This is a genomic window from Methanolobus sp. WCC4, from assembly GCF_038022665.1.
GTDB lineage: Archaea > Halobacteriota > Methanosarcinia > Methanosarcinales > Methanosarcinaceae > Methanolobus.
Genome location: NZ_CP150629.1, coordinates 1,465,957 through 1,480,070, shown reverse-complemented (window position 1 = coordinate 1,480,070; position 14,114 = coordinate 1,465,957). Strand labels below are relative to the sequence as shown.

The 14,114-nt window shown below is 40.7% G+C and carries 16 protein-coding genes; 2 read left to right on the top strand and 14 right to left on the bottom strand.

Annotated features, from left to right (window positions below):
* Positions 1 to 85: 85 nt before the first annotated feature.
* Positions 86 to 820: a twin-arginine translocase subunit TatC gene (gene tatC, locus V7O63_RS07195; RefSeq protein ID WP_340817720.1), complete on the bottom strand. Its 735-nt coding sequence runs from the start codon at positions 818 to 820 to the stop codon at positions 86 to 88.
* Between the two features lie 100 nt (positions 821 to 920).
* On the opposite strand from tatC, the gene V7O63_RS07190 reads away from it, so the two are divergent.
* Positions 921 to 1,670 (top strand): twin-arginine translocase subunit TatC, encoded by a 750-nt coding sequence (locus V7O63_RS07190; RefSeq protein ID WP_340817719.1) that lies wholly within the window; start codon positions 921 to 923, stop codon positions 1,668 to 1,670.
* 133 nt (positions 1,671 to 1,803) lie between these two features.
* On the opposite strand, the gene V7O63_RS07185 is transcribed toward V7O63_RS07190, so the two are convergent.
* From V7O63_RS07185 to V7O63_RS07135, 11 genes are all read right to left on the bottom strand, one after another.
* Positions 1,804 to 2,331: a flavodoxin gene (locus tag V7O63_RS07185; RefSeq protein ID WP_340817718.1), complete on the bottom strand. Its 528-nt coding sequence runs from the start codon at positions 2,329 to 2,331 to the stop codon at positions 1,804 to 1,806.
* A 206-nt stretch (positions 2,332 to 2,537) separates the two neighbouring features.
* Positions 2,538 to 3,059, bottom strand: a complete 522-nt coding sequence (locus V7O63_RS07180) for a cyclophilin-like fold protein (protein WP_340817717.1) — start codon at positions 3,057 to 3,059, stop codon at positions 2,538 to 2,540.
* A gap of 18 nt (positions 3,060 to 3,077) precedes the next feature.
* On the bottom strand, positions 3,078 to 4,007 hold the full coding sequence (locus V7O63_RS07175; RefSeq protein WP_340817715.1) for a DUF3737 family protein: 930 nt from the start codon (positions 4,005 to 4,007) through the stop codon (positions 3,078 to 3,080).
* Between the two features lie 28 nt (positions 4,008 to 4,035).
* A complete protein-coding gene (locus V7O63_RS07170; protein ID WP_340817714.1) occupies positions 4,036 to 5,514 on the bottom strand; it encodes a cupin domain-containing protein in 1,479 nt (492 codons plus the stop codon).
* Positions 5,515 to 5,562: 48 nt separating this feature from the next.
* Positions 5,563 to 5,988 carry a cupin domain-containing protein gene (locus tag V7O63_RS07165; protein WP_340817712.1) on the bottom strand — a complete coding sequence of 142 codons (426 nt, stop codon included), beginning with the start codon at positions 5,986 to 5,988 and terminating at the stop codon, positions 5,563 to 5,565.
* Positions 5,989 to 6,053: 65 nt separating this feature from the next.
* Complete coding sequence (locus V7O63_RS07160; RefSeq protein WP_340817710.1) at positions 6,054 to 7,223, bottom strand: iron-containing alcohol dehydrogenase; 1,170 nt, start codon at positions 7,221 to 7,223, stop codon at positions 6,054 to 6,056.
* A gap of 403 nt (positions 7,224 to 7,626) precedes the next feature.
* Positions 7,627 to 8,223, bottom strand: a complete 597-nt coding sequence (locus V7O63_RS07155) for a DUF4367 domain-containing protein (RefSeq protein WP_340817709.1) — start codon at positions 8,221 to 8,223, stop codon at positions 7,627 to 7,629.
* Between the two features lie 549 nt (positions 8,224 to 8,772).
* Positions 8,773 to 9,825: an MBL fold metallo-hydrolase gene (locus tag V7O63_RS07150; protein WP_340817707.1), complete on the bottom strand. Its 1,053-nt coding sequence runs from the start codon at positions 9,823 to 9,825 to the stop codon at positions 8,773 to 8,775.
* Between the two features lie 145 nt (positions 9,826 to 9,970).
* The gene (locus V7O63_RS07145; protein ID WP_340817705.1) at positions 9,971 to 10,165 is read right to left on the bottom strand and encodes a hypothetical protein; all 195 of its coding nucleotides are present in this window, start codon (positions 10,163 to 10,165) and stop codon (positions 9,971 to 9,973) included.
* A gap of 129 nt (positions 10,166 to 10,294) precedes the next feature.
* The gene (locus tag V7O63_RS07140) at positions 10,295 to 10,870 is read right to left on the bottom strand and encodes a TetR/AcrR family transcriptional regulator (RefSeq protein ID WP_340817703.1); all 576 of its coding nucleotides are present in this window, start codon (positions 10,868 to 10,870) and stop codon (positions 10,295 to 10,297) included.
* Between the two features lie 101 nt (positions 10,871 to 10,971).
* Positions 10,972 to 12,210, bottom strand: a complete 1,239-nt coding sequence (locus V7O63_RS07135; protein ID WP_340817702.1) for an ABC transporter permease — start codon at positions 12,208 to 12,210, stop codon at positions 10,972 to 10,974.
* 204 nt (positions 12,211 to 12,414) lie between these two features.
* Between V7O63_RS07135 and V7O63_RS07130 the strand changes: the two genes are divergently transcribed.
* On the top strand, positions 12,415 to 12,624 hold the full coding sequence (locus tag V7O63_RS07130; RefSeq protein ID WP_340817701.1) for a hypothetical protein: 210 nt from the start codon (positions 12,415 to 12,417) through the stop codon (positions 12,622 to 12,624).
* Between the two features lie 50 nt (positions 12,625 to 12,674).
* On the opposite strand, the gene V7O63_RS07125 is transcribed toward V7O63_RS07130, so the two are convergent.
* Positions 12,675 to 13,097 (bottom strand): DUF2023 family protein, encoded by a 423-nt coding sequence (locus V7O63_RS07125; RefSeq protein ID WP_340817700.1) that lies wholly within the window; start codon positions 13,095 to 13,097, stop codon positions 12,675 to 12,677.
* Positions 13,098 to 13,665: 568 nt separating this feature from the next.
* Positions 13,666 to 14,085, bottom strand: a complete 420-nt coding sequence (locus V7O63_RS07120; RefSeq protein WP_340817699.1) for a DUF2111 domain-containing protein — start codon at positions 14,083 to 14,085, stop codon at positions 13,666 to 13,668.
* Positions 14,086 to 14,114: the final 29 nt, after the last annotated feature.

Sequence of the window (14,114 nt, the reverse complement as noted above, 5' to 3'; positions counted from 1 at the left end):
GATCCTGTTGAAAAAGAAAAGAAGGATTTGGCTCTTAAGATAGCATTTATTTCTACATAGACATTAAATTCTTTGATGTGTCTTACTAAACCCATCTTGCCAATAAAAGACCCATCTCGAACAATATGACAAAGGCAAAAGCCGATATTGATTGAGCAATAAACGTAGGGTCAGGGGATATGAATACAGAAAGACCCAGTAAGGTCATATAAACAAAGATCCTCTTTTTTCTAAGGAACTCGTACTCAACGATCCCCATTTTTATTGCAGCGATCATGATCAGTGGCAACTGAAATATCAAACCAAATCCCAGAATAAGTGTTGTCACAGATGACATTACGGTTTGAACAGATATCTGTGAGATTGCCACACCATTCGAATAGAATATGACATAATCGAACATGAAAGGCAGAACAAGATAATAGGATATGTAGGCTCCAAAAAAGAAAAGTATGAAAGAGGACGGTACAATTGTCACGAAGAACTTCTTTTCATTGGAATACAAGCCCCTTGAAGCAAATTTGAACATTTCATACAGGAATAAAGGAAACACAAACGCAATAGAAACTACAAGAGAGAGTTTAAGCTTTGCAATTACCCATTCAAGAGGAGAATATACAAACATTCCAACACCCTGAGGTATGAAATTGTCCCACAGCCTCATAAGAACATTTTCACTGAAAGGGTATAAAACGATCATTATGCCAAAAAGAGCGATAAGAACGATCATCATCCTATGACTTAATTCTTTAAAGTGCTCTGAAAGTGGAGTATCGAGGTCTCCGGGAACACCTGCTATTCTGTCATATGTATCGACCATCAGGTTAACTGTATGTAATAAATGAATTAAAACTTATTTGGATGAGAAATATATTGCCTTTTCCAAAAGAATAAAATGCTAGAAAAGATGAAGATTAAGTATGATGTCCCATTTAGAAGACGTTAACTTCATGCTATCTGAAGTCCGCAAGAAATTGGCATATATTGCCATCGTATTTCTGGCAGGGGCATCAATCTCATTCCCATTGACCGGTTTTATGATCGAAAGGATCAGACTTGATCTTTTGCCGGAAGGAGCGACTGTTGTCTATGTAGCACCTCTTGAGGTCATGATGCTGAAGCTTAAGATGACGCTTATATTAGCCCTCATGATATCTTCCCCATTGATCATCTTCTTTGCACTGAAAGCTATCATCAATCGTTTTAATTTGGAAATAAGGATCAAGGCAGGTTCGTTTTGGATAATTGTCTCGTTCATTGCAATTCTATTTATGTTCATTCTCGGAGTGGCATATTCATATTTTATAATGCTCCCTTTTTTCATTAAATACCTGTTTCTAAATGCTGATGCGTCCGGAGTTGTTGCAACATATTCCATATTCAAGTTCATCTCCTTTGTATTTGCAACAACAATAATATTCGGATTGATATTTGACATGCCTTTGTTAATGATATTCCTTATTAGAAAGAATATAATTCCTTACAGAGCATTCATTCAATATAGAAAACATCTGTATGTTTCTTTTTTCGTATTGGCAGCATTACTTACACCACCAGATGTCATTAGCCAGATAATGATCGGACTACCTCTAATAGCATTCTTTGAGATCAGTCTGGTCATTGCAAAGATCCTTGGAGGAAGACAAAAAACAAAAAAGGACGGTATGTAATAAAATTGATATTCCATGTTACTTGCATGGAAATATCTGAACTGAAACAAGGATCATCAGTCCCGAATGAAATTCGTGGACATCCTTTTTTCAAGACTCGACCCCAGTATTCCATGATAGTTCAAGACATCATTCAGAATGATCCCACCCAGCCTTCAACATCCTTTTTTGCAGCACTTACACGTGAACCGTGAAAAGCGAGTCCTTTCAAAAGTGTTGATTCCGGACAAAGCTTTGCAACATCACTTTCACTACGACCCATTCCGCTTCCTTCATGTGTACAGAACGGAACAATGGTCTTTCCTGAAAGGTCATATTCTTCCAGGAATGTGCAGACCGCCATTGGCATGGTTCCCCACCAGTTAGGATAACCCAGGAAGATCACTTCATAGGACTCCATATTCTCTACATGGCTGGTAAGCTCAGGTCTGGCATTTTCATTCAATTCCTTTTTTGCCACGTTGGTAGTTGCTGTATAGTCTTTTGGATAAGGTCTTACAGTATCGATCTGGAAAACATCGCCTCCGGTTATGTCCCGGATCATGTCGCCTACTACTTTTGTGTTACCTACCTGCAAATTCACTATTTTTCCACTGACATAGTTATTCCCTTTACGGGAATAATATGCTATCAGACACTTCTTTTCATTAAAATTCGTCATTTATATCCCACGCTTTATGTTTGTTAATTTGCAGGAACACCTTTTCATTGATCAGACCTGTGATCTCACGTATGTCGCTTGAATGCGAAAAAGTACCTATTCGAATTTTCTTTGCGGTTTCATCGAAACACGTACACTCTTTTGTGGTCACTAAAATTGTCCTCTCTGCTTACTGTATTTATTTCCAGACCAATTCGTGGATCCATTTACACTTTCTCTATGAGTATCGTGCCGGACATATTTTTGATATGCTCTCCACCTGATACGACATTACCTAACTCGTACAGACCGCCTGCAGAACCGAATTTTTCATAGAACATCACAACGTCTCCCCATGGAGCATAATATGCAAGCGTTCCAGCTTTTGCATTTGCCATAGGTGTATTAGTTGTATCGAGTTTTTTTGGTGGATAGAATATCTTTTCATTATTGCTGAAATCTTCAACATCGATCGTTAAGGGTAACTGTTCATAGAGATCTTTTGCAGCATTTCCATCATTGAGCTCAAAGATCGTTGTTTTTCCGTTTGATTGAACACTTATTTGCATTTTAGTTTCCTCCTCTTCACGGATGATTTCGCCCTGTTCCTCTTCTGATTGATTGTCGATGGAGTTTTGATCCATTTTATTTTGTTCAATACATCCGATCGCTAAAAATACCAGTAAAAATACTCCTAAACAAATCACTATCCTTTTTGCACTAGCATTATATTCCGAAGTATTTTTCATTGGGAATTCCTCACTTTGTCACATTTCCTGAACAGGCGCATTCTTATTGTTCAGTATATTTTCATTATAAGTATCTGAATTTTGAATTTTTTCATTATTCATTCCTTCCCGTACCTCGATCACACATGAATCATCTGCCAGCTTATTGTCATCCAGTATTAGTTCTCCAATAGAATCGGCACTGATGTGTCCGCTGCGTGGATTTTTTACACTTGTTACTGAACCTGTAATTGTAGCATGAACGTCACTGTATTCAAATGAAAGATCACAATCGATCATCTCACAATCCTCAAGGACCAGACCTTTTGCATAACAAAGCGGTTGGGTTCCGATTATTTTACACCTGACAAGTTTGAGATCTTCAGAGTACCAGCCAAGGTATTCACCTTTTACGATACTGTCTGAGACGGTGACATTCTTGCTATGCCAGAAAGCATCCTTTGTATCCAGTCGGGAATTCCTTATCTCGACATTCTCCACATATTGAAAGGAGTATTTGCCTTTCAATTCAAAGTTATCAAGCAGGATATCTGTGCTGTAGAAGAATGGGTATTCAGACTCAAGCTCTGAATTCTTCATGGCTAGCCTGTGTGATAACCATCCAAACTCAGGTGATACAATGTTAGAGTTTTCAATAGTGATATCCTCACATTCCCGTACAGCTTTGATGCCTCCCATATGACTATCTTTTATTGTCACCTGGTTACTGTACCATAATGCAGCACGGCATGTATCGGTCATTCGAATATTCTCGATCAGAGCATTCTTTACATGCCAGAAGGGATAACGTAGTCTGAAGTCGCAATCTGAAACGTGTATGTCTGAACTTTCCTTCAAAGCAGACTCGCCATCTGCAGGACCATCAAAGGTACAGCGAGAGATCGTAGCGTTCTGTATGGCATACAGAGCACGCTCTTCATCCAATATCAAGTCCTTAAATGCATTCATTTTTAGACTCATATAGTTGAACCTGTTTTTATGCCAGATTTTCTTTGAAGAATGATCCCAGCTTGTCAAATGGAATATAGTCATTGTCTCCGCCATCGTACAAATCGATGTGTCTTGCACCTGGGACAATTACCAGCTCTTTTGGTTCAGCTGCTCTTTCATATGCTTCTTCTGTATAATATCTGGAGTGAGCATTCTCTCCCATGATGAAAAGAATTGGTCTTGGGGAAATTGTCTCAATGTAGTTCATCAGAGGGAAGTTCATAAAGGACATACCACTTGTTGCAGTAAATGATGCTCCTGCATTTGGATGGAATCCTCTTTCCATAGCATAGTATTCAAAGAACTCACTTGTAATTGGATCCAAACCTTCCGGAATTGCTGCTGCTGGTTCACCAGGGAATCCTTCAGGCACCAATGGGCTGCCATTCTCGAAGTCTACCCATCTCTGCTCAGCCATCTGGGTTAAAGCTGCAGCACGCTGCTCATCGGTCAATGAATATCCGAATCCATCTCTGAACATGCTGCTAATATCATACATACTTGCAGTAGCAACTGCTTTGATACGTGGGTCAACCTGGGCTGCAGTAATTGCAAATCCTCCACTGCCACAAATTCCAATAACTCCGATCTTCTCTCTGTCTACAAAGTCTCTTGTACCGATGAAGTCAACAGCTGCACTGAAATCCTCAACAAACAGGTCAGGGGATGAAATATGTCTTGGTTCTCCACCACTGTCTCCATTATAGGATTCGTCGAATGCCATAGCAACAAAGCCTCTTTGTGCCAGTTCCTGAGCATAGAGTCCTGCTCCCTGTTCCTTTACTCCGCCGTAAGGAGTTCCAACAATAATTGCAGGGTATTTCTGGGATCTGTTTATGTCTTCAGGCACGTATAAGTGTCCTGAAACCTCGGCTCCGAATTTATTCTTGAATCTGACCTCTTCTAAAATGACATTTTCACTTAGTTCGAATGTAAGATCTCCTGGATCATATCTTCCCTGCTCGTTATTTTCTACCATGTTATCTTCCTCTGAATTTTGTTCTGTATTAATGACTAAATTATTGTATTGTTCATCTGTAACGTCTCCAAACCATTCTGCAGCACCTGCATCTGGATTGGTGGTTACTCCGACATGTTCGAATGTACTATCTGCTGTTGCACCATGCCAGTGTATGACACCTGGTGCAATTTCCACAACATCACCGGCTTCCAGTGGTCTTGCAGGTTCACCTTCTTCCTGATAATATCCTTCTCCACTGGTTACGAACAGAAGCTGCCCTCCCGGGTGTGAATGCCAATCGGTCCTTGCTCCTTGTGAAAATATTACGTTATATGATGGGGAGTTGTAGGTATCGTCAGTCACAAGCATTTCGACCCATACGTCTCCTGTAAAACTCTCCCCGAGCGGACTTCCGGCTACATTATTCCCTCTTGGGAATATTGTGTCATCTTCCAGTTCACCATCAGTATCACTAATGCATCCTGCTGCAAAAATGAAGATCAAAGAAAAACACAGCATCAGTAACCTGGTTTTGTTATTTTTAGACATAATTCATTCCAGTTCTTTGTAGTCTTCATCAGCTACCGGTTCCATCCATTCAGCCGGACCTGCGGTGGCATTTGTCTCAACGGAAAGGTGTACGAACCAGCTATCATGTGCTGCTCCATGCCAGTGCTTTACATCCGGAGCTATTGTCACTACATCACCTGCTTTGAGTTCGCATGCAGGCTTTCCTTCTTCCTGGTAGTAGCCACGTCCGCCTGTTACTAACAGAATCTGCCCTCCGGGATGCTTATGCCAGTTATTTATGCATCCGGGTTCGAATGTTACATTGCCGATGGGACAATTGAATTCATTATCCCTATCAACCAGCATGCTAACCCATACTTTACCTGTAAAGTACTTGCTTAAAAATTCAGGAAGTTCTACTCCTTTAGGGAAAATTGCACTTTCACTTAGATCATTTGAATTGGTCATATTTTGAATCACCCTTGACTTTGTAATACAGTTCATTCAGTTGTCAAAAATGAAGAGGACTATCCTCACTTGTAGGAAGCCTCGTAGATGGCAACACAGTCATCAACACTAAGATTGGTTCTGTCACAGGTGAACAGGAAATCCATGGTATCCTTTGCGTTCCTGGCCATTGTCTCGAATTCCTCTGGCTTGATTCCGTAGTCGGACATCTTAAGATCTGCAACACCGCAGTCTTCCTGCAATTTCACGAGCATTTTGATGAAATCCATCGGCTCTTTGGCATCCTCCGTTCCCATGGCCTTTGCCATCTGTACGAACCTGTCATCACAGACGTGCTTGTCAATAAGATGTGTAAAATACGCCTTGCTTATCATGATAAGACCTGCACCGTGCGGAAGTTCCTGATGATAGGCTGACATCGCATGTTCCAGTGAATGCTGACTGGTTACAAGGCCTACACACATCACTGTACCGGAAAGAGTGTTACCAAAAGCAACCTTCTCACGTGCATCCAGGTCATTCCCGTTCTCCACGGTCTTTGCAAGGTTCTTCGCGATATTCTCTATGGCAGTGATCGCATACATGTCACTCATAAGATTGACACCGTTGGAAACGTACCCTTCTACACTGTGGAACAATGCGTCAAATCCCTGATATGCAGTGAACTTCGGTGGTACGGTCAGCATAAGTTCAGGATCGACAATAGCCAGAACAGGGAAAAGTTCCTCATGCATAAATCCGGTCTTCTCATGCTTTTCCTCATGAGTGATCACTGTACCGGGGTCGGTCTCTGACCCAGTTCCGGCTGTGGTTGTGATGGCTATGAGCGGTAGAGGACTATTCTTTACCGGCATTCCTTTTCCGCTGCCGGAAGGAATGTAATCCCAATAATCACCATCATTGGTGGCCATTACAGCGATCGACTTTGCCGCATCCATACAGCTTCCGCCCCCCAGAGCGACTATAAAGTCACAGTCATTCTCTTTTGCAAAAGCACCGCCTGCCATAACTGTTGATCTTAGCGGGTTAGGTTCAACCCTGTCAAAGACCGCAATTTCCACACCTGCCAGTTTCAGCTGCTCTTCTGTCCTTGCAAGATAACCGTTCTCTCTTGTAGACTTACCATTAGAGATAACGATCATAGCCTTCTTGCCAGGCATTTTCTGTTCATGCAAATTGTTTAACTGACCAGCACCGAACAGGGTTCTGGTAGGTACATACATATTATAACTCATATTAGATCCTCAATTTTCCTTTCCTGAAAAGTCTTATATTCTCAGACAACATAGTGAGTGAGCAATCAGTCATTGATATAACCATGCTGTATTCTTAAGTATACACAATGATGAGTGACTAATCAGTCAAGTGTATAATATGTCTGCTACTATATAAGGGTAATCTTATACAGAATATTTGAATGGAATTAATTTGGGCTTATAGAAAAACCATTACTTTGCTATAAACCACAGATACACTCATCTCCAAAGGAGTTGAGTGCCTGCTGAACTTCCGTTCAGCAGGTCACGCAGATAAACGCAGATTTAAATAATCGTTATCTTTGGCCATAGTTAAAACTAATTGATATCTAGGATTTCTACGAAGCCAAATATAAAAAAGGAAAATGCAGGACCCTACAGGTCACTTTATAGATGTAGCCACCTTTAAAGCCTCTTCCTTACTAGTCGTAGCAAAAATATATATCTGGATGTCGTCTACGTCCCATATCAAAGCATGAGTCTGTGAAAATTCTATGTATATAGCTTCATGTCCATTGATATTGACAGTTTCATCATAATCAGTTGCCTGATACTTAAAAGAATCATTATAATAGATCCTTTCACTGATACTTATAAAATCAGTGTCGTTCTTGTACCATATATCAACACTTTCCAAAACACCCTCTAGAGCTGTTCCATCAACGCTTTTATGAATAAACGCATGGGAGAAATTATAATCTTCTGGAATATATGAAGGATAAATTACCTCAAAACCTGCCCTGTCCTGCACTTCTTCCAGTGATAGACGAACAGGAGGTTCATCTTTATTTGAAATATCTGTTTGCACTTCAGCAACAGATAAATTTTCTTCTATCGAAGTAGAATCCTGTAGTTCCTTTTCTTTTTGAATATTTGTTTCTGCAATTTCTCCCTGGTTGGCCTGTTCATCCACACAACCTGCTGTAAAAAATACAGATAACAAAATTAACAAAATAATCAATACTTCCCTACCCATCATAATTATACCCTTCCACTCTTGAGATCTAGACCTCAGTATTTATTTTTAATATAGTAGCAACTACTTTATAATTACTTTATGGCTTAATCTTCAAAATATGCACTATTTTTAATAATAATTTTATTTGTCTTTCAGAATAGTGATTATTTTTGCAGAATTTGGCTCTGTAGAGATCCTCATTTGAATACAGAAATGAATTTAAGTCAATCAATAGGTCAATCAACTATTTTTCATCTGTTTGAACCGTGCCAGCTTCGCCGGATCCTTCGCGATGGTTGTAGTTATTCATGACTTCCAGTTAGCAAAACTATTGTCCATCGCATCCTTGTGTTTATGATAGTTCTGCAAAAGATCATTTGGGAACAAAGAACAGTACGGCCACCCGCCGCAGGCGGCACGTTCCATTTCCACTAATTGAAAACAATTGGTTTTATTCGGAATTGATAGGTGTTGACTTCAAAGCTGGAATTGACAGGATCTCTACAGAGCCCAGATTTTGACAATAGATAGTAATATCTATACGTTTTCTACAGAGCCTGAATTTGCAGATCAGAGATCCCACCATGAAGGTGGAGATGTTTGCAGATCTGAGTCCAACAGGACTGTCTCACCGATCATTGGAGCAATTATGTTCACTTCTCTCTCATTTGCTTCTTCAAGCGCCCTTTCTATTGGTTCATTCCATGCATGGTTAGCCAGCGTGAATGCTCCCCAATGCATCAGCATCATGGTCTCACCATTCACATCCACATGAGCCTGAACAGACTGCTCCGGTGTCATATGGATCTCAGCCCACCTCTGGTCATATTGAGCACCTTCCATCAGTGTAATATCGAAAGGTCCGTATTGGTCCCCGATCTCCTTGAAATGTGGACCATAGCCACCATCACCACTGGTATATATCCGGGTGCCATTTCCAAGAATGACCCAGCCACCCCATAGTGTGGTATCGATACTGAACGGATCCCTTCCGGAATTGTGTCTGGATGGTGTCAAAGCAACGGTCATGCCCTGATACTCCGCTTCTTCCCACCAGTTAAGCTCTGTAATCCTCTCTTCAGGAATGCCCCATCTGACCAGATGAGCACCACATCCAAGAGGGACAAAGAAATGCGATACTTTGCTGTTTAGCTTTACAATGGATTGGTAATCCAGATGATCATAATGGTCATGTGTTATGAGAACTGCATCTATCGGTGGCATTTCATCAATGATGTTCATCATGATATCTTCACTGTACTCATATCTGTTGATCCCAACAAATGAGACAGGTGATGCAACAGGACCCAGCATGGGATCTAGCAAGACCTTTTTGTCATCAATACTAAGCAGATAAGCAGAGTGTCCTAACCACGTAAGACTATCATTTTCACTGTTCACTTTGTCCCAGTCAATAGTAGAAACAGGGATTGGACTTGTAGGATCACGATCTGATACATCTGGATCAAAAGAATAGTTCGCTGATGAAGTATCTGACTGATCAACGAATGTACTTGTAGGGAGCTCATTTACAAAATGTCCATCAACATAATTACTTAATTGCTGATATTCTTCTATTTGTTCTGTGGTCGGGTCCCCACCAAAAGCCGGGCCTATATTCATAAATAATATGAGACCTGCACAAAATAGAAGCAAAAATAAGAATGAATGTAACACGATCTTTCTAAGTTTTAACTTTTTTACTTTTTGGATCACAAGAACACCAATTTTTCTAAATACCTTTCTTGCATAACTTCACTATAATATATTATAGAGAATTATCTATAATAAGTCCTGTTGTAACTGCGAAAACTATTGTATATACTAGAAATATGCTGAACTGCCGGGAACCAAGAACGATCTTCACAGCACCAAGGTTCGTGATCTTCGTTGCAGGTCCGGTAATCATGAAAGCTGCTGCTGCACCCTGACTCATACCATGCCGTAGCCATTCCATCAGCAAAGGAATAGTTCCTCACCCATAAGCCGCATCACTTTTTATTATTGTTTCATTCACCTGATATCCTTGAAGTGGATGCACCATTAAAAGCATATGAGTGACTGCTCACTCATTTAATCGATGAAAAAAATATTATTTTCTGGCAAGCCCCTCCCAGACAACCTTAAATCCATCTTCTATAGCTTTATTCCTGTCCTTTGGTTCAGAATAAAGAATGTAGTCAACTATTGTCCTGCTTGACTGATAGAACATTGAAGTTATCATTTCTGGAGGGTAATCTCCAAGCTCACCATTTGCTAATCCTTCCGCCACAAGATCATGGAAGAAAACATACTCTTCCATAACTACTTCACGGGTATGGCTTGTTATGTAAGGAGAAGAACAGAACTGTCCTACAAAAAGGAATTCTTCCTGGTTATCCAGTCCCCATTCGACCAGATTATACCACATTTTCCTCAATTTTTCCTTAAAGGTATTCTGTGTCTGGACATCTTTTCCCATTTTTCGGCTCAGGTCACCCTTTACCTCAAAATACAGACCATTGATGAGATCCTCTTTAGTAGGGAAATAATTGAATAAAGTGCCTGTGGCTACACCTGCTTCTTTTGATATCTGGGCTGTGGATGTACCATGGAAGCCCCTTTCAGTAAAGAGCTTCAGGGCAGCCTCTAATAGGGCTGCTTTCTTATCTTCAACCTGTTTTTTCATGGGTGGTCTCTTGGATTGACTATTTAGTCATTTTATATTAATAAAAATGGTTTGTTGTATAAATAGTTTGTGTCATTTCCCGATTCTCGGACAAATCTGGTTCACTCATACCTCAGTGCATCTACAGGCTTCATTTTTGATGCATTGTACGCCGGTATCAGGCCTGAGATCACCCCTATGAACATTGCTATGCCAATCCCCAGAAGCATCAGGTCAGGAGCAACTGTCATACCAGTGGATGAACGTGCCATTGGAAGTCCAAGATATGGGAAGAAAGATGTCAGAACCAGACTTAGCAATATGCCGAGCACTCCTCCAACAAAACCAACCAGTGCGGAGTTGAAAAGGAAGATCATGAGAATATCACTGTTTTTGGCCCCGATCGCCTTCATAGTACCTATCTCCTTGGTCCTTTCCAATACTGATGTGAACATTGTATTTGCGATACCTACAGAACCGACAACAAGTGAAACACCTGCTATTGCTCCCAGGAATATTGTGAATGACGACATCATCTCACTGAAAGACTCTGCCATGGACAATGAATCCGAAACACTGAAATCACGGTCATCATCATTCATGACATGCCTTGAGATCATGAGCTTCTCTTCGATGTCCTCTACGACCGTTTCAACGTTTCCGACATCATCTGCTTTTACGATTATACTGTCAAATACATCTTTTTCTGCATCATCTATTATATCCACTGCAGAATCGATGGGCATGATAATAGCACGGTCGCTTTCACCTTCTGCCAGTATGCCTATAACCCGATAGGATCTGCCTTCGATGGCAAGTATGCGGTTAAGGCCTATCTCCTGATCATACATCTCATGAGCTATCCTGTAACCAATAACTACAACATTATTGTCAGCTGGTTCAAGCAATCTGCCGGATTCCACCTCATAGGTCACAGTATACTGCCACACCTGCGGGTCTACTCCTGTCACAGAAAGTCCTGCAGTCTCACCCATAAAGTAGACATCCAGATTACTTCCTGATATCTGGCCATAGATGTGATCGATATTCTCTACAAGTTTTATTGCCATTACATCCTTGTCTGTCAGTTCTGCATCAGAGGACGAGGTATCACCACCAAAACCACCCGGACCTCCTCTAAAGCCTGAAGTTGCCTGTGTATAGCCAGGGGTCACTGTAATAAGGGTAAGATCCAGATCAGCTAACCTTTCTTCCATGTCCGCTTCCATGCTGTCACTTAGTGCCATGATAGTGACCACTGATCCAACACCAATGACAATGCCTATGATAGTGAGCCAGCTTCTGATCTTACTGTGGATCAGGATATTTGTAGCAAGTTTAAGATAGGTCCTTTTCTTCATTGCTTATTCTTCCCAATTTAATTCTATTCTGCCTTTATTACTGATGACCTTGGAATGACTGTTCAGTCATTCAAATGAATTAAAATCGTACATATAAAAACTTATGCTAAAATTATGGGATATCCAGAGAAAAACAATATTATAATATTGATGAACTGGAAATTAATAGAAAACTATAATATGGATCAGGTGTTGTTGAACACTATGGAAGGACCACTTGGAAAAATATACAGTATGCCAGCAGCCGTATTGCTGCTAGTGGGTATGGTATTGAGTGCTTTCCTTTTCTATAGCCTTATGAAAGCGGCAGAGAACGGGAACATATTGATGGTAATACTGCTGGCAGTAGCAATATCGATAGTAGCTTTTGTGATCAGCAGGGCGATCAAGTTCCAGAAGTTCAAAGAACTATAAGGACATTGACCTCATGACAACAGACGGAGTATAACGCTTTCCCGTGCATCTCACAGGAACAACTCCGCCATTGAATTCCTTTTCTTTCTTCTGAGATAACGGTCACACTGCTGTACACGGTCGTATCCCAGCATTATACCAAGTATGAAATCCTCTTCATCCGTGTAATCAGAAAGACTCTTGTCACCGATATTTCTGAGAACATTGATGCATTTTTTGTCTCCGAAGAACACATTTATCTTCTTATCCGAAGCCTTCCTGATGAGATAGCTCACATTCTTTTTCTCGAGAAGATCAATGATATCACCTTCCATAGGGGCAATGGAAGTATGTAGTATAAGGTCCCTCAGACCTTTCTGGTACTCATATATGTGATGTCTCAGAACCTGCATGTTGCCACGGAAGTAAGAACCCAGTATCTCCTCATTCATCTCTTTCAATTGAATAGCGCCTGTATTTTTGTAATAGGTCATTTTATCACCTTGCGTTTTTCGGTCCCAATGGCCATTACTCATCAGGATCTGGAGATGTGATAGTTCCATGCCATACCCTGAAATGTCTGAATCGTTGCTGTGTCCTTCTTGGCAATTTCCATTCCATTCCTAAGACTCCATTTTTCATTTTTTCTTAATATTCCTGTGAACATCGAATGCTACTATGCAACACTTACGGAGAAGAGTGTTTGTCTAAAGGAAGTGACCTTTGTAGCTTCAATAGTTATCATATTTCTTTTAAGGCATTTTGTGTTGCATAGTAACAACCCATATAATGATTAATTACTATATAATTATGTTGGCATGCCTAACAAATATAGTGGTATGAACCTCCATGAGTATGAGAATGAACGAGAAAAGAAGATAATAACTTCGAAATAGAACAGGATATGACAAGATACTACCAAGCATGACCTCAGCGGTCCACATGATCAGGCACGAATACAAAGAAAAAGATAAGACCGGAATTATCACACGGAACAGATAGCAAGAACAGACAAAATAAGATAGTGGCCCGGCCAGGTATTACCGGGTTGCAACAAGTACTTCACTTCATCCTTTTTCGTGACTCTTCCACTTCATCAATAACACCGGGATATTCCCTGAACATAACCAGGATATCAAGTGCTGCAACAAGGTCAACAACGCCTATCGCACCAACAACTTCATCGTTGGTCGTCCTTATAGGAGCCACCACAACTGACTTACCCTTGTAAACACCTTCTTTTGGCACTGTCCTGATACTTATGTTCGTTCTCATGACCTCCTCAAGGACCGGGCCTGTGTAGTCCCTGTCAATGATCATGCCCCTTTCCATACGGATACCCTTACAATTGAGACTGCGAATGGTTGTCGGTATTCCTAGCAGGGTGTGTACGGCAATTGCTATGGGCTCCAGGTCTTCAGCCGTGGAGTCGGAGCAAATCTTCAAACAGAAACTACCATTGAGTTCTTCATCACACTTCATTTTTGACTCACCTTTCTAGTTGAATGAAG

Excerpts from the sequence above, each read along its gene's own strand:
- tatC (WP_340817720.1), bottom strand. The coding sequence starts at position 820 with ATGGTCGATACATATGACAGAATAGCAGGTGTTCCCGGAGACCTCGAT.
- V7O63_RS07190 (WP_340817719.1), top strand. The coding sequence starts at position 921 with ATGATGTCCCATTTAGAAGACGTTAACTTCATGCTATCTGAAGTCCGC.
- V7O63_RS07185 (WP_340817718.1), bottom strand. The coding sequence starts at position 2,331 with ATGACGAATTTTAATGAAAAGAAGTGTCTGATAGCATATTATTCCCGT.
- V7O63_RS07180 (WP_340817717.1), bottom strand. The coding sequence starts at position 3,059 with ATGAAAAATACTTCGGAATATAATGCTAGTGCAAAAAGGATAGTGATT.
- V7O63_RS07175 (WP_340817715.1), bottom strand. The coding sequence starts at position 4,007 with ATGAATGCATTTAAGGACTTGATATTGGATGAAGAGCGTGCTCTGTAT.
- V7O63_RS07165 (WP_340817712.1), bottom strand. The coding sequence starts at position 5,988 with ATGACCAATTCAAATGATCTAAGTGAAAGTGCAATTTTCCCTAAAGGA.
- V7O63_RS07160 (WP_340817710.1), bottom strand. The coding sequence starts at position 7,223 with ATGAGTTATAATATGTATGTACCTACCAGAACCCTGTTCGGTGCTGGT.
- V7O63_RS07155 (WP_340817709.1), bottom strand. The coding sequence starts at position 8,223 with ATGATGGGTAGGGAAGTATTGATTATTTTGTTAATTTTGTTATCTGTA.
- V7O63_RS07150 (WP_340817707.1), bottom strand. The coding sequence starts at position 9,825 with ATGAATATAGGCCCGGCTTTTGGTGGGGACCCGACCACAGAACAAATA.
- V7O63_RS07140 (WP_340817703.1), bottom strand. The coding sequence starts at position 10,870 with ATGAAAAAACAGGTTGAAGATAAGAAAGCAGCCCTATTAGAGGCTGCC.
- V7O63_RS07135 (WP_340817702.1), bottom strand. The coding sequence starts at position 12,210 with ATGAAGAAAAGGACCTATCTTAAACTTGCTACAAATATCCTGATCCAC.
- V7O63_RS07130 (WP_340817701.1), top strand. The coding sequence starts at position 12,415 with ATGGAAGGACCACTTGGAAAAATATACAGTATGCCAGCAGCCGTATTG.
- V7O63_RS07125 (WP_340817700.1), bottom strand. The coding sequence starts at position 13,097 with ATGACCTATTACAAAAATACAGGCGCTATTCAATTGAAAGAGATGAAT.
- V7O63_RS07120 (WP_340817699.1), bottom strand. The coding sequence starts at position 14,085 with ATGAAGTGTGATGAAGAACTCAATGGTAGTTTCTGTTTGAAGATTTGC.